At 46.1% G+C, this 18565-nt stretch carries 12 protein-coding genes, 4 tRNA genes and 3 rRNA genes; 6 read left to right on the top strand and 13 right to left on the bottom strand.

Translation table 11 applies throughout. The annotated features are described in order from the left end of the window. Window positions 1-112 precede the first annotated feature (112 nt). The 3 genes from rdgC (at window position 113) to MTR11_RS03475 (ending at window position 2850) form a co-directional block, all read left to right on the top strand. Window positions 113-1027: a recombination-associated protein RdgC gene (gene rdgC, locus MTR11_RS03485; RefSeq protein WP_005391604.1), complete on the top strand. Its 915-nt coding sequence runs from the start codon at window positions 113-115 to the stop codon at window positions 1025-1027. A gap of 165 nt (window positions 1028-1192) precedes the next feature. Beyond that, window positions 1193-2593 (top strand): tRNA 5-hydroxyuridine modification protein YegQ, encoded by a 1401-nt coding sequence (gene yegQ, locus MTR11_RS03480; RefSeq protein WP_006741904.1) that lies wholly within the window; start codon window positions 1193-1195, stop codon window positions 2591-2593. 2 nt (window positions 2594-2595) lie between these two features. Further along, a complete protein-coding gene (locus MTR11_RS03475; protein ID WP_031780214.1) occupies window positions 2596-2850 on the top strand; it encodes a YfhL family 4Fe-4S dicluster ferredoxin in 255 nt (84 codons plus the stop codon). Window positions 2851-2892: 42 nt separating this feature from the next. Here the strand turns inward: MTR11_RS03475 and MTR11_RS03470 are convergent, their stop codons facing one another. From MTR11_RS03470 to rluD, 13 genes are all read right to left on the bottom strand, one after another. Then, complete coding sequence (locus tag MTR11_RS03470; RefSeq protein ID WP_005391608.1) at window positions 2893-3201, bottom strand: hypothetical protein; 309 nt, start codon at window positions 3199-3201, stop codon at window positions 2893-2895. A gap of 322 nt (window positions 3202-3523) precedes the next feature. Continuing rightward, window positions 3524-4360: a penicillin-insensitive murein endopeptidase gene (gene mepA / locus MTR11_RS03465; RefSeq protein WP_065646336.1), complete on the bottom strand. Its 837-nt coding sequence runs from the start codon at window positions 4358-4360 to the stop codon at window positions 3524-3526. 12 nt (window positions 4361-4372) lie between these two features. Continuing rightward, the gene (locus MTR11_RS03460; RefSeq protein ID WP_005391613.1) at window positions 4373-4705 is read right to left on the bottom strand and encodes a DUF1904 domain-containing protein; all 333 of its coding nucleotides are present in this window, start codon (window positions 4703-4705) and stop codon (window positions 4373-4375) included. A 336-nt stretch (window positions 4706-5041) separates the two neighbouring features. Beyond that, window positions 5042-5118: transfer RNA gene (locus MTR11_RS03455), tRNA-Trp, on the bottom strand. A gap of 35 nt (window positions 5119-5153) precedes the next feature. Further along, window positions 5154-5230 (bottom strand) — tRNA-Asp (locus MTR11_RS03450). Between the two features lie 46 nt (window positions 5231-5276). Beyond that, window positions 5277-5393 (bottom strand): 5S ribosomal RNA (rrf, locus tag MTR11_RS03445). Between the two features lie 93 nt (window positions 5394-5486). Continuing rightward, window positions 5487-8376 (bottom strand): 23S ribosomal RNA (locus MTR11_RS03440). A 264-nt stretch (window positions 8377-8640) separates the two neighbouring features. Continuing rightward, window positions 8641-8716, bottom strand: a tRNA-Ala gene (locus tag MTR11_RS03435). Between the two features lie 45 nt (window positions 8717-8761). Continuing rightward, window positions 8762-8838, bottom strand: a tRNA-Ile gene (locus MTR11_RS03430). Window positions 8839-8904: 66 nt separating this feature from the next. Then, window positions 8905-10457, bottom strand: a 16S ribosomal RNA gene (locus tag MTR11_RS03425). Together the 16S, 23S and 5S rRNA genes with 4 tRNA genes alongside form the textbook arrangement of a ribosomal RNA operon. Before the next feature lie 520 nt (window positions 10458-10977). Continuing rightward, on the bottom strand, window positions 10978-13551 hold the full coding sequence (gene clpB / locus MTR11_RS03420) for an ATP-dependent chaperone ClpB (protein ID WP_005397478.1): 2574 nt from the start codon (window positions 13549-13551) through the stop codon (window positions 10978-10980). Window positions 13552-13695: 144 nt separating this feature from the next. Continuing rightward, window positions 13696-14424 (bottom strand): peptidoglycan editing factor PgeF, encoded by a 729-nt coding sequence (gene pgeF, locus MTR11_RS03415; protein WP_243327020.1) that lies wholly within the window; start codon window positions 14422-14424, stop codon window positions 13696-13698. 1 nt (window position 14425) lies between these two features. Further along, entirely contained in the window at window positions 14426-15403 is a 978-nt protein-coding gene (gene rluD / locus MTR11_RS03410) for a 23S rRNA pseudouridine(1911/1915/1917) synthase RluD (protein ID WP_005385913.1), read from the bottom strand. Between the two features lie 136 nt (window positions 15404-15539). Between rluD and MTR11_RS03405 the strand changes: the two genes are divergently transcribed. The 3 genes from MTR11_RS03405 (at window position 15540) to hpf (ending at window position 18546) form a co-directional block, all read left to right on the top strand. Then, window positions 15540-16268, top strand: a complete 729-nt coding sequence (locus tag MTR11_RS03405; protein ID WP_006743118.1) for an outer membrane protein assembly factor BamD — start codon at window positions 15540-15542, stop codon at window positions 16266-16268. 171 nt (window positions 16269-16439) lie between these two features. Further along, window positions 16440-17894 carry a lytic transglycosylase F gene (locus MTR11_RS03400; protein WP_243327353.1) on the top strand — a complete coding sequence of 485 codons (1455 nt, stop codon included), beginning with the start codon at window positions 16440-16442 and terminating at the stop codon, window positions 17892-17894. A 325-nt stretch (window positions 17895-18219) separates the two neighbouring features. Next, window positions 18220-18546 (top strand): ribosome hibernation-promoting factor, HPF/YfiA family, encoded by a 327-nt coding sequence (gene hpf / locus MTR11_RS03395; RefSeq protein ID WP_005397484.1) that lies wholly within the window; start codon window positions 18220-18222, stop codon window positions 18544-18546. The last annotated feature ends 19 nt before the right edge of the window (window positions 18547-18565 follow it).

Here is an 18565-nt window from a genome sequence, read left to right as displayed (position 1 = left end):
TTTTCATATAACTTTCTTTTGAGGTTCATTCGGATATTTTTCATTTCTATTAAGACATCAGCACAAAAATTCCCTATGATTAGTCCCTTGTCATCAAGCCTAGAGAAGATTTATGTGGTTTAAAAACTGTCTGGTATACCGCGTTAACCGCGAGGTTACTTTCAACGCCGAACAACTAGAAACTCAACTGTCTGAATTCCGATTCACCCCATGTGGCAGTCAAGATAAACAGAAATTTGGCTGGGTCAGTGCAATGGGTAGACATGGCGACATGATGACTCACGTGTCAGAAAACCGCATTCTGATTTGCGCCAAGAAAGAAGAGAAAATGCTACCTGCCTCAGTGATCAAAGAGTCATTGAATGCAAAAGTAGAAGCAATGGAAGCGCAAGAAGGTCGTCCTCTGAAGAAGAAAGAGAAAGACAACCTGAAAGATGACATCGTAATGGATTTACTGCCTCGCGCATTTAGCCGCAGCAGCCACACTCACGTGCTCATCATGCCAAAAGAAGGGTTCATCCTTGTTGACGCAAGCAGCTACAAAAAAGCGGAAGACGTATTAGCACTACTTCGTAAAACCATGGGTAGTTTACCTGTTGTTCCTGCCATTCCAGAAGTAGCGATTGAAACAACGCTAACCGAGTGGGTGAAAACGGGCGACACACCTCAAGGTATCACCATGATGGACGAAGCTGAGCTAAAATCCGTGCTTGAAGAAGGTGGCGTGATTCGTTGTAAGAAGCAAGAGCTGACCACAGATGAAATCCGCAACCACATCGCAGCAGATAAAGTCGTAACGAAGCTTGCACTTAATTGGCAAGATCGTATTGAATTCATCATGACAGAAGATGCGGGTATTAAGCGTCTAAAATTCTCTGATGAATTGAAAGATCAAAATGACGATATTCCACGTGAAGATCAAGCAGCTCGATTTGATGCAGACTTCTCTCTGATGTGTGGGGAGTTCAGTGCTTTCCTACCCAACCTATACGATGCGCTAGGCGGCTTACCAAATCCCAACGCTTAATATTGTATAAAGGTTAACCATAACGCCCTCACTTTTTTTGAGGGCGTTTTTCTATCTGAAGCACAATTACCCTAGTCACAGTTCACATTTTGACGTAAAATTTGCGCCCCATTTCCATTAGGTGGAATTGGCCTGACTTGTGATCAGATAAAAGAGAATTGAGCAATGACAACTGAGAAAGCATTCGTACCTGAGCTACTGTCTCCTGCGGGAAGCCTGAAAAACATGCGTTACGCATTCGCCTACGGCGCAGATGCAGTTTACGCTGGCCAACCTCGCTACAGCCTCCGCGTACGTAACAATGAGTTTAACCACGAAAACCTAAAAATCGGTATCGATGAAGCACATGCTCTAGGCAAAAAGCTTTATGTGGTATGTAACATTCAACCACACAACTCGAAGCTAAAAACCTTCATCCGTGATCTTAAACCAATCGTAGAAATGGGTCCTGACGCATTGATCATGTCAGATCCAGGCCTAATCATGATGGTTCGTGAAGCTTTCCCAGAAATGCCAATTCACCTTTCTGTACAAGCAAATGCTGTAAACTGGGCGACTGTTAAGTTCTGGGCAGCGAATGGCGTGGAACGAGTGATCGTTTCTCGCGAGCTATCTCTAGAAGAAATCGAAGAAATTCGTGAGCATTGTCCTGAAACTGAACTTGAAGTATTCGTTCACGGTGCATTATGCATGGCTTATTCTGGTCGTTGCCTACTTTCTGGTTACATAAACAAACGTGATCCTAACCAAGGCACTTGCACCAACGCGTGCCGTTGGGAATACAAAGTGGAAGAAGGCAAAGAAAACGACGCTGGTGATATTGTAGAGAAGTTTGACCCATCTGAAGCACAGCCTGTCGAAGTACAAGACGAACGCCCTGAAACCACAATTGGTCGTGGTAAACCAACGGATGAAGTCGTTCTACTTTCTGAAGCGCACCGTCCAGAAGAAAAAATGGCAGCGTACGAAGATGAACATGGTACTTACATCATGAACTCTAAAGACCTACGTGCGGTACAGCATGTTGAGCGCTTAACTAAGATGGGTGTGCACTCGCTGAAAATCGAAGGTCGTACTAAATCATTCTATTACTGTGCTCGTACTGCACAGGTTTACCGTAAAGCGATTGATGATGCTGTAGCAGGCCGACCATTTGATGAAAGCCTAATGGGCACACTAGAGAGCCTAGCTCACCGTGGCTATACCGAAGGCTTCCTACGTCGTCATACTCACGACACCTACCAGAATTACGATTACGGCTACTCAGTCTCTGATGCTCAACAGTTTGTCGGTGAGTTCACTGGTAAACGTCGTGGCGATATGGCTGAAGTAGAAGTGAAAAATAAGTTCCTTGTCGGTGATAGTCTTGAGCTAATGACGCCAAAAGGTAATGTTGTTTTCACGCTAGAAGCAATGGAAAACCGTAAGTCAGAGTCTATCGAGGATGCCAAAGGGAATGGTCACTTCGTCTTCATTCCAGTACCAGCAGATCTAGATTTAGAATACGGTCTATTGATGCGTAACTTAAACTCAGGGCAGGACACCCGTAACCCGACTGGTAAGTAATCATGGCCTTGCTCATTACTGACAAATGCATCAACTGCGACATGTGCGATCCCGAATGCCCCAATGGGGCAATCAGCATGGGAGAAAGCATTTTCGAGATTGACCCAGCTCTATGTACAGAGTGTAAGGGACATTACGAAAAGCCGACCTGTCAGTCAGTGTGTCCGATTACAAAATGCATCATCACAGACCCGGATCATGTAGAAACAGAAGAGCAGTTACTGGAGAAGTTTGTGATTATTCAAGGGTTAGCATAAGAACAAGTGGGTTCAACTTTGGAGACAAAGTTGAACCTTTTTTTAACCCGACTTTTCAATAGGATAGATATTACAAAACAACTCTTTTTCAAAATGAGACTCTAACCGATCTCGCCAATTTTCAGCTTGGGAAACCGGCACAAGATAAAAGTTTTCTCGGCTCGTGTCCGTAACGAAAGCCATTCCATATTGCATCAGCTCGTAATGCACATCATTAACAAATCCGGGATCAAGACGCTGACGTCCTGTCAGGTGGTTTACATCAACCCGAGTCAATAAGACCCCTTTCGTTTCACTGCTAAATCTGTGTCTTAACCACTCTGCAAATTCTTTTGCACAAATCATAGTCATGGTTTTATCCTTGATTTACTCTTCTAGCAGGAGAAGTATCCATTCCCGCCTCACACACTTGTCTGCCTTGTTATTGCTTCGCTAGCCAACTGACAGACATATTGCTAAGAAACCAAAGTATCGTGACGAAAGATCTTTCTAAACAGAGAAGTTACGACTTATCTATACTACAACTCTTTGTTTAATTTAGATTTCTATATTATGTCACCAAAACTAATTAGGTTAGTTTTTGTATTGGTATTATTCACTGTAGACAAAAGTATGATGTTTCTCCAGTTTCATAAAAGAGATACGTAAGGGAATATAAACCTGTAGAGTCACTCTAGTTAGTAGAGATAAGTGATTGGCATTGCGGTGGAATCGCTTTTTTTCGCTTGGGCTTAGCAATAACTTTCGCAGACGGAGGCTTATCGATAGGCTTAACTTTCGGTCCCCAACTAGCAAGCTCTACCCCACAACCATCACCAGCGGGAGGCAGAGCTTGTTCAACACAATAGCCACTCGACTCAGGACAAGATAACCTGACGTGGAAGTGGTAATGATGCCCCCACCAAGGGCGAACTTTACGTAACCAAGAACGTTCTTTGCCTTCTTCTTGCGAGCAAAGCTGCTCCTTAATGACAGGATGTACAAAAATTCGTGCAACATCCTCACTCTGTGCAGCATATCGAATCAGCCTAAAGTGCCTATCTTCCCAGCGATGGTTAAGTATGGAATACCCTTTTAAGTCCACCACACTCATTGGCTTAGGGAGTTGTAATTCGTTATAAGAAAGCGGTTGGTCAGCGAGTCTTAACCAGATATCAATATCTAACCCAGTTTGGTGACTAGAATGGCCAGAAGAAAACCTTCCTCCTCGTGGTAAAGACAGGTCACCTATAAGCAGCGTTGTATTGAGATTTTGATGAGCTTGAAGCGCTAGGTTTTCAATAAACTCTATCGTTTTAGGGTGCCCATAGTAGCGTTTCGTTTTACTGCGTAAAACTTGATAACCAACGCCATCAAGAGGCAAAGGTAATGCGCCATCCAAACAACCGTTGGCATAACTACCAATAGAGGAAGAAGAGTTTCGGGTAGGGTTAGCAACAGACTCCCAAGGAGTAGAGTATACAGAAGCTGAGAAACATAAACCCAAAGATACAATGAAACTCAGCTTCATAGCTTTTAGCCTTTAGTAGTGTTCGCCATTATCGTAATAAGCTTTAGGGGATAAAGCTGAAAAGATAACTGCAACATCAATATCCGCACCAGCAATACCACGAACTTGCTGTGTAATAAGCTTAGCAACTTTATCTTGTACTTCCTGACCACGATCAAACCAAAGCACTTCGACAAAAGGATATGCAGCACTCACCTCGCCCTCATTGAAAAACGTAGTGTAGATATACTCAAAAGTAAAATCCTCACGCGGACAGTCCATCAGAGGCTGAAGTTCATCCGTCAGAGGCTTTGATAGTGCCTGAACAGCTTGCGGCTCTACAGCACGGAATCGAAAATGTGGCATAAACTTACTTCCTAATTATTAGCATTAACTCATGATAATAACAGGAACCAAGTCACTAATCATCCAAGCCAATGTAACCACTAACCTTTTCTATACACGTCATATAGATCAAGTAGTAAATCAACTAGCTCACTAACGAAGAGTAATAGGAGTATGAAGAGAAGTAAGAAAGGGTAAAACGATACACCGAAGCTTAGTGACGCAATCTATTGCAAGGGAAAATAGAATGGCTTAAGTCACCGATGTAATATGTTCTTAAGATCGATGTGTCTCAGATGTCGACAACTACTCGTTAGAAACGAAAAAGGCTCTGACCTAAGTCAGAGCCTTGATATATGGCAGGGGTGGAGAGATTCGAACTCCCAACACGCGGATTTGGAATCCGCTGCTCTGCCAATTGGAGCTACACCCCTGCAGTTCGTGTTTAATGAGACGACTCTCAAATAAGTGGCGGAGTGGACGGGACTCGAACCCGCGACCCCCGGCGTGACAGGCCGGTATTCTAACCAACTGAACTACCACTCCGCAGTGGTATCACTCGCTTGTAATCAGCAAGTGTCCAAAATTTAAAGCCTGGCGATGTCCTACTCTCACATGGGGAAGCCCCACACTACCATCGGCGCTATTTCGTTTCACTTCTGAGTTCGGCATGGAAATCAGGTGGGTCCAAAACGCTATGGTCGCCAAGCAAATTCTTTAATTCGGAAAGCTGTTTCTTAATTCTCGTTCTTACACATTCAACGTTCTTTCATTGAGTCCATCAAAACCCCTTGGGTGTTGTATGGTTAAGCCTCACGGGCAATTAGTACAGGTTAGCTCAACGCCTCACAACGCTTACACACCCTGCCTATCAACGTCGTAGTCTACGACAACCCTTTAGGATACTTAAAGTATCAGGGAGAACTCATCTCAAGGCTCGCTTCCCGCTTAGATGCTTTCAGCGGTTATCGATCCCGAACTTAGCTACCGGGCAATGCGTCTGGCGACACAACCCGAACACCAGAGGTTCGTCCACTCCGGTCCTCTCGTACTAGGAGCAGCCCCTTTCAATTCTCCAACGCCCACGGCAGATAGGGACCGAACTGTCTCACGACGTTCTAAACCCAGCTCGCGTACCACTTTAAATGGCGAACAGCCATACCCTTGGGACCGACTTCAGCCCCAGGATGTGATGAGCCGACATCGAGGTGCCAAACACCGCCGTCGATATGAACTCTTGGGCGGTATCAGCCTGTTATCCCCGGAGTACCTTTTATCCGTTGAGCGATGGCCCTTCCATTCAGAACCACCGGATCACTATGACCTGCTTTCGCACCTGCTCGAATTGTCATTCTCGCAGTCAAGCGGGCTTATGCCATTGCACTAACCTCACGATGTCCAACCGTGATTAGCCCACCTTCGTGCTCCTCCGTTACGCTTTGGGAGGAGACCGCCCCAGTCAAACTACCCACCAGGCACTGTCCGCAACCCCGATAAGGGGTCGACGTTAGAACATCAACACTACAAGGGTGGTATTTCAAGGACGGCTCCACGCAATCTAGCGACTGCGCTTCAAAGCCTCCCACCTATCCTACACATGTAGGGTCAATGTTCAGTGCCAAGCTGTAGTAAAGGTTCACGGGGTCTTTCCGTCTAGCCGCGGGTACACTGCATCTTCACAGCGATTTCAATTTCACTGAGTCTCGGGTGGAGACAGCGTGGCCATCATTACGCCATTCGTGCAGGTCGGAACTTACCCGACAAGGAATTTCGCTACCTTAGGACCGTTATAGTTACGGCCGCCGTTTACCGGGGCTTCGATCAAGAGCTTCGACCGAAGTCTAACCCCATCAATTAACCTTCCGGCACCGGGCAGGCGTCACACCGTATACGTCATCTTGCGATTTTGCACAGTGCTGTGTTTTTAATAAACAGTTGCAGCCACCTGGTATCTGCGACTCTCAATAGCTCCATCCGCGAGGGACTTCACCGTCGAGAGCGTACCTTCTCCCGAAGTTACGGTACCATTTTGCCTAGTTCCTTCACCCGAGTTCTCTCAAGCGCCTTGGTATTCTCTACCCGACCACCTGTGTCGGTTTGGGGTACGATTCCTTACAATCTGAAGCTTAGAGGCTTTTCCTGGAAGCATGGCATCAATGACTTCACATCCGTAGATGCTCGACGTCGTGTCTCAGCCTTAAGAAGAGCCGGATTTACCTAACTCTTCAGCCTACGCACTTGAACCTGGACAACCGTCGCCAGGCCCACCTAGCCTTCTCCGTCCCCCCATCGCAATTGTAAGAAGTACGGGAATATTAACCCGTTTCCCATCGACTACGCCTTTCGGCCTCGCCTTAGGGGTCGACTTACCCTGCCCCGATTAACGTTGGACAGGAACCCTTGGTCTTCCGGCGAGGAGGTTTTTCACCCCCTTTATCGTTACTCATGTCAGCATTCGCACTTCTGATACGTCCAGCATGCGTTACCACACACCTTCAACCGCTTACAGAACGCTCCCCTACCCAATGCACTAAAGTGCATTGCCGCAGCTTCGGTTTACTACTTAGCCCCGTTACATCTTCCGCGCAGGCCGACTCGACCAGTGAGCTATTACGCTTTCTTTAAATGATGGCTGCTTCTAAGCCAACATCCTGGCTGTCTGAGCCTTCCCACATCGTTTCCCACTTAGTAGTAATTTGGGACCTTAGCTGGCGGTCTGGGTTGTTTCCCTCTCCACGACGGACGTTAGCACCCGCCGTGTGTCTCCCGGATAGTACTTACTGGTATTCGGAGTTTGCAAAGGGTTGGTAAGTCGGGATGACCCCCTAGCCTTAACAGTGCTCTACCCCCAGTAGTATTCGTCCGAGGCGCTACCTAAATAGCTTTCGGGGAGAACCAGCTATCTCCAGGTTTGATTGGCCTTTCACCCCTAGCCACAAGTCATCCGCTAATTTTTCAACATTAGTCGGTTCGGTCCTCCAGTTGATGTTACTCAACCTTCAACCTGCCCATGGCTAGATCACCTGGTTTCGGGTCTATATCCAGAGACTGAACGCCCAGTTAAGACTCGGTTTCCCTACGGCTCCCCTAGATGGTTAACCTTGCCACTGAATATAAGTCGCTGACCCATTATACAAAAGGTACGCAGTCACAGGACAAGCCTGCTCCTACTGCTTGTACGTACACGGTTTCAGGTTCTATTTCACTCCCCTCACAGGGGTTCTTTTCGCCTTTCCCTCACGGTACTGGTTCACTATCGGTCAGTCAGTAGTATTTAGCCTTGGAGGATGGTCCCCCCATATTCAGACAGGATATCACGTGTCCCGCCCTACTCGATTTCACTGAATATGCGTCGTCAGTTACGGGGCTATCACCCTGTATCGCCAAGCTTTCCAGCTTGTTCACCTAACGCCTATAAAGCTTAAGGGCTAGTCCAATTTCGCTCGCCGCTACTTTCGGAATCTCGGTTGATTTCTTTTCCTCGGGGTACTTAGATGTTTCAGTTCCCCCGGTTCGCCTCGTTATGCTATGTATTCACATAACGATACTTACTTATGTAAGTGGGTTTCCCCATTCGGAAATCCCAGACTCAAGTGGTTTTTACTACCTAATCTGGGCTTATCGCAAGTTAATACGTCCTTCATCGCCTCTGACTGCCAAGGCATCCACCGTGTACGCTTAGTCACTTAACCATACAACCCGAAGGAGTTTCGAGTTGATGTTCAAATCACCAAAGTTGTCTCTCATTATTTGAATGAGCGAGAGACATATCGATTTTGCCGGACTCAAATTCCAAGAACACTTGAATGTGTTTTTAGTTGTATTCATAAATGAATACTTTGAGAACTTTACAAACAACAATAAATTGTTGTTTTGTCAGCTTTCCAAATTGTTAAAGAGCTAGATTTTCTGATGAAAACCATTTTTAAAGATTCTTTTTCAAGAACACTTAAAGATGGTGGAGCTATGCGGGATCGAACCGCAGACCTCCTGCGTGCAAGGCAGGCGCTCTCCCAGCTGAGCTATAGCCCCATCAAGGTGTGTCGATACTGTATTCCAATTCCTTGGGAAGGAAATTGGTGGGTCTGAGTGGACTCGAACCACCGACCTCTCGCTTATCAGGCGAACGCTCTAACCACCTGAGCTACAGACCCAGTATCGTCTCTTTACTTTATAAACCGTATCAATCTGTGTGAACACTCATCGCAATAATCATCGTTTAAGGAGGTGATCCAGCGCCAGGTTCCCCTAGCGCTACCTTGTTACGACTTCACCCCAGTCATGAACCACAAAGTGGTAAGCGTCCCCCCGAAGGTTAAACTACCTACTTCTTTTGCAGCCCACTCCCATGGTGTGACGGGCGGTGTGTACAAGGCCCGGGAACGTATTCACCGTGGCATTCTGATCCACGATTACTAGCGATTCCGACTTCATGGAGTCGAGTTGCAGACTCCAATCCGGACTACGACGCACTTTTTGGGATTCGCTCACTTTCGCAAGTTGGCCGCCCTCTGTATGCGCCATTGTAGCACGTGTGTAGCCCTACTCGTAAGGGCCATGATGACTTGACGTCGTCCCCACCTTCCTCCGGTTTATCACCGGCAGTCTCCCTGGAGTTCCCGACATTACTCGCTGGCAAACAAGGATAAGGGTTGCGCTCGTTGCGGGACTTAACCCAACATTTCACAACACGAGCTGACGACAGCCATGCAGCACCTGTCTCAGAGTTCCCGAAGGCACCAATCCATCTCTGGAAAGTTCTCTGGATGTCAAGAGTAGGTAAGGTTCTTCGCGTTGCATCGAATTAAACCACATGCTCCACCGCTTGTGCGGGCCCCCGTCAATTCATTTGAGTTTTAATCTTGCGACCGTACTCCCCAGGCGGTCTACTTAACGCGTTAGCTCCGAAAGCCACGGCTCAAGGCCACAACCTCCAAGTAGACATCGTTTACGGCGTGGACTACCAGGGTATCTAATCCTGTTTGCTCCCCACGCTTTCGCATCTGAGTGTCAGTATCTGTCCAGGGGGCCGCCTTCGCCACCGGTATTCCTTCAGATCTCTACGCATTTCACCGCTACACCTGAAATTCTACCCCCCTCTACAGTACTCTAGTCTGCCAGTTTCAAATGCTATTCCGAGGTTGAGCCCCGGGCTTTCACATCTGACTTAACAAACCACCTGCATGCGCTTTACGCCCAGTAATTCCGATTAACGCTCGCACCCTCCGTATTACCGCGGCTGCTGGCACGGAGTTAGCCGGTGCTTCTTCTGTCGCTAACGTCAAATAATGCAGCTATTAACTACACTACCTTCCTCACGACTGAAAGTGCTTTACAACCCGAAGGCCTTCTTCACACACGCGGCATGGCTGCATCAGGCTTGCGCCCATTGTGCAATATTCCCCACTGCTGCCTCCCGTAGGAGTCTGGACCGTGTCTCAGTTCCAGTGTGGCTGATCATCCTCTCAGACCAGCTAGGGATCGTCGCCTTGGTGAGCCCTTACCTCACCAACTAGCTAATCCCACCTAGGCATATCCTGACGCGAGAGGCCCGAAGGTCCCCCTCTTTGGCCCGTAGGCATCATGCGGTATTAGCCATCGTTTCCAATGGTTATCCCCCACATCAGGGCAATTTCCTAGGCATTACTCACCCGTCCGCCGCTCGACGCCGTTATCGTTCCCCGAAGGTTCAGATAACTCGTTTCCGCTCGACTTGCATGTGTTAGGCCTGCCGCCAGCGTTCAATCTGAGCCATGATCAAACTCTTCAATTTAAGATTTTGTTCGGCTCAATGAATACTGAACATTACATAAGTAATGTTTGAATTGACTGTGCTGAATCCGAAGATTCAATGGTCACTTCGTTTCATTGAAACCTAATTTGAAACCCCTCTTTATTTAGAGAAATTTCTAATTGGATTATCATCAACGAGTGCCCACACAGATTGATAGGTTTATATTTTTAAAGAGCACACTTTGAACTTCTCTTCAAAGTGGACGGCCATTTTAGCTAGATAACTTATCGTGTCAAACACTTTTTTAAGTTATTTATCTGCGAGTTAATTCTTAACTCACTGGCCTTGTTGTCTAGACGTCGCTTAACTTGCTTTCCCTTGACAACGGAGGCGCATTATAGGGCGTTCATTAAGGAACACAAGTGCATTTTTTAAAAAAACTCACCTTTTTAGTTCATTCGTACAGAAAACAGGCAAGAGGCTCTAAAACATTATAGAAAAGGGGCCAAATGGCCCCTTGAATGTGATTTTTATCTCATTTCTTATTGTATCCGTGCAATTACTGATGGGCACGAATTTGGTCATTAGTAACGATTAGCTGCACTTTCTTGTCTGGAACAATTTCACCAGAAAGAATCGATTTGGCTAATGGGTTCTCAACATTCTGTTGAATTGCGCGTTTTAAAGGACGCGCACCATATACAGGGTCGAAACCAACTTGAGCGATCAAATCGAGTGCTTTGTCAGAAACCTCTAGTTGATATCCTTTTTCTTCTAGTCGTTTCGCCAAACGTTCTAATTGAATTGAAGCGATGGACTTGATGTGTTCTTGACCAAGTGGATGGAACACCACGATTTCGTCAACACGGTTCAAGAACTCAGGACGGAAGTGTTTGCTAACCACATCCATTACTTCACTCTTGATACCTTGATAGTCTAATGTTGCGAAATTCTCTTGGATACGAGATGAACCCAAGTTCGATGTCATGATCACAACCGTATTACGGAAGTCAACAGTACGACCTTGACCATCCGTTAAACGCCCATCATCGAGAACTTGCAGCAGAATGTTAAATACATCCGGATGCGCTTTCTCTACTTCATCTAACAAAATTACCGAATACGGCTTGCGACGAACCGCTTCCGTTAAGTAACCGCCCTCTTCATATCCGACATAGCCTGGAGGCGCACCCACCAATCTTGCCACTGAGTGTTTCTCCATGAACTCAGACATGTCGATACGGACCATCGCATCTTCGCTGTCGAACATAAAGCTCGCAAGTGTCTTACAAAGCTCTGTTTTACCTACACCTGTTGGACCTAAGAATAAGAAGGAGCCAATTGGTCGGTTTGGATCAGAAAGCCCAGCTCGACTACGACGAATGGCATTCGATACAACAGAGACCGCTTCGCTTTGCCCTACCACACGATTATGCAGTACGTCTTCCATACGAAGTAGTTTCTCTTTTTCCGCTTCTAGCATCTTGGATACTGGGATGCCAGTTTGCTTAGAAAGTACTTCTGCAATCTCGTTGTCGGTTACTTTATTACGCAATAGTGTCATTTCCTGCATTTCCGCTTGGGTTGCAAGATCTAACTGCTTCTCAAGTTCAGGAATACGACCATATTGAAGTTCCGACATGCGGTTTAGATCACCAGCTCGGCGAGCAAACTCCATATCCATACGAGCTTGTTCAAGCTCAGACTTAATATGTTGAGTGCCAGAAAGTGCGGCTTTTTCTGTATTCCAAACCTCTTCTAGTTCAGCGTACTCACGTTCTTTTTCATTGAGTTCTTCATTAAGCGCTTTCAAACGCTTTTCACTCGCTTCGTCGTGCTCGTTACTAAGCGCCTGTTGCTCAATCTTAAGTTGGATGATTTTACGTTCAAGCTTATCTAATGACTCTGGCTTAGAGTCAATTTGTAAACGAATGCTTGAAGCCGCTTCGTCGATTAAGTCGATCGCTTTATCTGGCAGTTGACGGTCAGAAACATAACGATGTGACAAACTCGCCGCTGCAACAATCGCTGGGTCAGTAATTTCAACGTGATGATGAAGCTCATAACGCTCCTTCAAGCCACGTAAAATCGCCACGGTATCCTCAACGGTCGGCTCATCCACCAGCACTTTTTGGAAACGACGTTCTAACGCCGCATCTTTTTCGATGTACTGACGATATTCATCCAGTGTTGTTGCGCCAACACAGTGCAGTTCACCACGGGCTAAAGCAGGTTTGAGCATGTTCCCCGCATCCATTGAGCCTTCACCTTTACCCGCACCAACCATAGTGTGGAGCTCGTCGATAAACAGAATGACATTACCTTCTTCTTTAGCGAGTTCATTCAATACCGACTTCAAGCGCTCTTCAAATTCACCACGGTACTTAGCACCAGCAACCAGTGCGCCCATATCTAATGACAGCACGCGGCGACCACGCAAACCTTCTGGCACTTCATTGTTGACAATGCGCTGAGCTAAGCCTTCAACAATTGCGGTCTTACCTACGCCAGGTTCACCGATGATCACAGGGTTGTTTTTAGTACGGCGCTGCAATACTTGGATGGTACGGCGAATTTCATCATCACGGCCGATAACCGGATCCAGTTTGCCCTGTTCTGCTCGCTCGGTAAGGTCAATGGTGAACTTTTCCAATGCTTGGCGAAGCTCTTCTGCATTCGGATCATTAACCTTTTGACCACCTCTGATCTTTTCGATTGCTTGGCTAACTTTTTGCTCTGTTAAACCGATCTCTTTGAGTAATTGCCCCAATGGTCCGCGATCTTCTAAAGCAGCAAGCAGGAAGATTTCAGACGAGATATAGGAGTCTTGACGCTTTTGCGCCACTTTGTCACACAGGTTAAACAACGTGCCCATCGAACTAGAGAGCTGAACATCCCCACCGATGCCACTGACTTTTGGTAATCGATCTAGCATTTCACTCAATTTAGAGCGTAAATGCGTTACGTCCACATCCAGCATAGTAAGCAATGGACGGATTGGACTGCCATTTTGGTCAAGCAAAGCCACCATGAGGTGAACTGGCTCGATATATTGATGATCGCGCCCTAACGCTAGTGATTGAGCATCAGAGATAGCGATTTGAAACTTACTTGTGAATCGATCAAGACGCATATCTACCTTCCTAACCTCAACTAAAGGAAATTCTTTTGACAGTTAGAAAGATGGATACTCTGAGGAGGAATTTCAAGGGAGTGAATGAATAAAGATAGCTTTGCAAAAATAGCACTATGCATCTTGGCACTTTAGTGCTTATAACTAATCTTCAATCCAAATAAAGGTTGCTTGTCGACCAGTTTTACCATCACGGCGATACGAATAAAAAGAGGCTTTATCTTGGTGAGTACAAAGTCCAGAGTCAAACACTTGTGTCACTCCAGCTCGATTTAGACGTTGCGTTGCCAGCACCGACATGTCAGCAAACCATTTGCCGTCGATATCGCGTGGGGTGAATGCTTGATGCGCCTGTGAGTCAAAATCAACAAAAGCTTGCAGAACATCTTCACCCACTTCAAAGGCTTGAGATCCAATGGCAGGGCCAAGCCACGCTATCGCTTCACCTGAAAATAACGCTAATGCATTTTCGACAATACCATTTGCTAAGCCGCGCCAACCTGCATGAACGGCGGCTACCTGAGTGCCTTGTGTATTAGTCAATAATACAGATAGACAATCGGCGGTCATCGCTGAACAAACAACATGACTTGAAGAAGTAAATACACCGTCCGCATCAAGCACTTGTGTTGTTGGTTCATTTGCTTGAGCCACAACAGTCGAATGTGTTTGGTTTAACCAGATTGGCGCATTGGGCATGTTCGCCTGCTGCGCCAACCAAGCTCGGTTCTTCTCTACTAAAGACAAATCATCCCCAACGTGAGTACCTAAATTTAGCCCTTGGTAAGGGCCTGTCGAAAAACCGCCTATGCGTGTTGAAGCAAAAGCTTTGACATTTTTAGGCGCACGCCAATTCGGAATGATTGTCTTCATCTTAGAACTCTTCCGGTAAACCGTGCTCTTCCGTATCTTGACGAAGCGCTTCAGTCATCGCCACCATGTCATCAGGCACAGGGGCATGGAACTCAAGTACTTCTCCCGTAATTGGATGTTCAAAGCGTAGCATTACGGCGTGCAATGCTTGGCGATCGAAGCCACGGATCATTGCCGTTAGCTCTTCAGAAGCACCTGTCGGGATGCGAGCACGTCCACCATATGCAATATCACCGAGCAGCGGATGCTGGAGGTAAGACATGTGCACACGGATCTGGTGCGTACGACCCGTTTCAAGACGCAGACGGATACGTGTGTGTTCGCGGAAACGTTCAGCGACACGGTAGTGCGTTACCGCTGGTTTACCCATTGGTGCTACCGCCATAAGCGTGCGCTTGGTAGAATGACGACCAATAGGTTGGTCCACTTTACCGCCCGCTGTCATACGACCAATAGCGATCGCTTCGTACTCTCGAGTAATATTACGTTTTTGCAGTGCGCGAACCAGACGAGTTTGTGCAGGAACGGTTTTCGCCACCACCATCAGACCCGTTGTGTCTTTATCCAGACGGTGCACAATACCTGCACGAGGTACTTCTGCGATATCAGGGTAATGATGCAACAACGCATTAAGTACCGTACCATCTGGCGTACCGGCACCTGGGTGAACCACAAAGTCACGAGGCTTATTGATAACGATAATATCGTCATCTTCAAAAACGATATCTAACGGAATATCTTGCGCTTCCCAGCGTTCTTCATCTTCTAACTCGGCTTGCAATGTAATTTCCTCGCCACCCATTACTTTGGTGCGAGGTTTGGTGACAACTTCACCATTAACTTGAACTTTCCCATCAAGCAGCCACTCTTTCAGGCGCGAGCGAGAGAAGTCCGCGAATAATTCGGCGATAGCTTGGTCTAAACGTTGACCTAACTGGCTATCTTTTACGGTATTTGTTAATACAATCTGCTGAGCCATATCGAACTTTTTTAAAAACTGTGAGACTAATGCTCACGACTGTGAAAAAATAGACTATTACGTCATTGTATCTGTTACTGGAAAGAAAGTAACGGCAGCTTAAGAAATATTTAGATTCAAGGAACAGACTCCTGATATGAAACGTCAGACTTTAACAGGCCTTTTAGCGGTATCCCTTCTGTTTGGATGTGCAAGCAAAGAAGAAATCGTTCCTGATGTGCCGCCTTCGGAACTGTATGCAGACGCACAGATTTCTCTTCAAAGTGGTAATTGGCTTTCTGCAATTGAGAAACTGGAAGCATTAGACTCACGTTACCCATTCGGTGCCTACTCAGAACAGGTGCAGCTTGACCTAATCTATGCGTACTACAAAAACGACGACCTTGCTTTGGGCTTGGCAACCATTTCTCGCTTTATGCGTTTAAACCCAACCCATGAAAAAATGGACTGGGTACTGTACATGCGCGGCCTAAGCCATATGGCGCAAGATCGTAACTTTATGCATGATCTGTTCAGCGTAGATCGAAGCGATCGCGATCCTGAGCCAGTAAAAAAAGCGTTTGATGACTTCAAAAAGCTGCTTCAACGCTACCCGAACAGTCCATACGCAGAAGATTCACAAAAACGCATGGTTGCGCTGAAAAACCGCCTAGCGAACTATGATTTAGCGACGGCTGACTTCTATCTCCGCCGTGAAGCCTGGGTAGCTGCAATTAATCGCAGTCAAGAGCTACAAAAAGCATTCCCAGACACCGAAGCGGCACGTAAGTCACTGACTATCCAGCTAGAGGCCTACAAGCAACTCGGTTTGGAAGACGCCGTAGCAAGAACTGAAAAGCTTATCGAGCTCAACCCTGTGAAGTAACTGAGCCGCTTCAAACTAAACCGCCACCGTTTTTACCGTGGCGGTTTTTTATTACCCGCAATAGCGTGTTCTGCCCTTGCTTGATGATCTACGGGGCTCTACATATGCTTAAAGTTCCCCTCCCCTTTATAAAAGGATGTGAACGTGACGATACCTAAGCTATGCGCAGTTATGCTGCTCTTATTGTCTGCTTCCGTTTGCGCACTGCAAATATCACCACTCAAGCAACCTCCTTACACTGGGGATCTCGATGTTATTAAAGAGAAGAATGTTTTACGTGTCCTCGTTTCTGCTGATCTAGGCTTCTATTACATTGAGGGCGGTACACCAAAAGGAATAGGTGCAGAACTCCTGGCGCATTTCGAAAAAGACCTTCGTAAGCTCAAACCGAAACTTAACGTACAAATTATTCCTCTAGCCCGTGACCAACTTCTGCCAGCCTTAGAAAATGGCTCCGGTGATCTAGTCGTCGCCAATCTGACCATTACCAACACACGTAAACAGAAAGTCGATTTTAGTTCACCCATTCTTACTGGTATTGACGAGTGGATAGTCACGAACAAAAACACACCAGCCATGACTAACATTGAGCAACTGAGCGGCAAAGAGGTTTGGGTACGTGCCAGTTCTAGCTACTTTGAGAGTATTCAAGCACTAAATAAGAAGCTAAATAAAAAAGGCTTACCACCCGTTGTCGTACATTTTATTGAAGAAACACTGCAAGACTACGAACTGGTTGGGATGCTCAATAACGGCTACGTCAAAGCCATTGTTCTCGATAGTCATAAAGCCAAACTTTGGCTTAAAGTGATGGATGATATTCGAGCTCACCCAGAAATCCCTATTCGTGAAAATGGTAAAATCGCTTGGGCAATGCGGGAAAACAGCCCAAGTTTGAAAGCCGTCGTGAACAAGTTTATTCAGAAATCTCGTTCTGGGACACTGCTCGGTAACGTCATTTACGGAAAATACATCGATAACACAGGTTGGCTAAACAAAGCCCTTAACCCCAACAAAATTGCTCAACTAGAAAAGCTTGCTACGTTGTTTTCACGCTATGGTGAGAAGTACGATATCGACTATCTACTGATCGCAGCCGTCGCTTATAAAGAGTCCGGCTTTAATAACGACCTCGTTGGAAGTCGAGGTGCAGTCGGCATAATGCAAGTTCTACCCAGCACGGCTCGAGACCCTAATATCAATATCAAAAACGTTCGGCAGCTAGAAAACAATATTCATGCTGGCGTGAAGTATTTAGCATTTTTGCGTAAACAGTACTTCAGTGATCCTGCTATTACGGCGGAAAATAAACTCTACTTTACCTTAGCGGCTTACAATGCTGGCCCCGGGAATGTAGAACGAATTCGTAAACGTGCAGCCCAGCAAGGCTACGATCCTAATATTTGGTTCAATAACGTGGAAGTCGTTATGCGGAAAAGTTTAAGCTCAACGGTTGGGTACGTCACAAGCATTAATCGCTATTACGTTATATACAAACAGCTAGAAAGTTTGGACCAAGTCAAAAGTCTAGAGCGGGTATCACTGGCTCCAAAGGATCCCTTCTTCATGATACCGCTACGAAAAGTCAGTCAAACGCCAGACACAAAAAAGCCGCTTGTACAATAAGCGGCTTTGTAAATAAATTCGTCTGAGAGACTCAGTGACTGTCATCACACTTTACGTATAGTTAAATTTTAACCACCTCTAATATTAGGCCGTAAAACTTCCCTAAAAACGAAGACGTTTTCAGCTGAGTACTCTATCCAATCTACGGATTTACTAACCGATAACAAGCAATTTCACGATAAATCTCAGCAGATCTTGAGTGAGATCACATTCATTTTTCATCATAAAAAACCCGAACAAAATAATGATCTGAGTCACATTTTTTTATACTTAAAGCGGTAATCTGAACTCAACCCATGAGGGATGCAACAGAGGAAAAACACTTATGACAATGAATATCACTGGCAAAAACATCGAAATCACCTCTGCAATCCGAGCTCATATTGAGAGCAAGTTTAAAAAACTGGAGAAATGGCAAGTAGACCTAATTGGTTGCCAAGCAACTTTCAGTGAGGAACCAAACAAACAGAAGAAATTCGAAGCGGTTATTAAAGTTCCTAAAGGCCAGCTCATTGCCTCAGCAACTCACGAAGATCTTTACGCAGCTATCAACGAAGTGGAGCAAAAACTAGAACGACAATTGAACAAGCTGACCCACAAACCTGAAGCTCGACGTGCAAATAAGCCTGAGCTAGTGGAAGAAGAAGAGTAAACTGACCAGATTGAGGAAA

The sequence above is a fragment of the Vibrio sp. CCB-PB317 genome, assembly GCF_022808245.1.
GTDB classification, from domain to species: domain Bacteria; phylum Pseudomonadota; class Gammaproteobacteria; order Enterobacterales; family Vibrionaceae; genus Vibrio; species Vibrio diabolicus.
The sequence above is the reverse complement of the archived record's forward strand: the minus strand, read 5'-3'. Positions and strand labels throughout refer to the sequence as shown.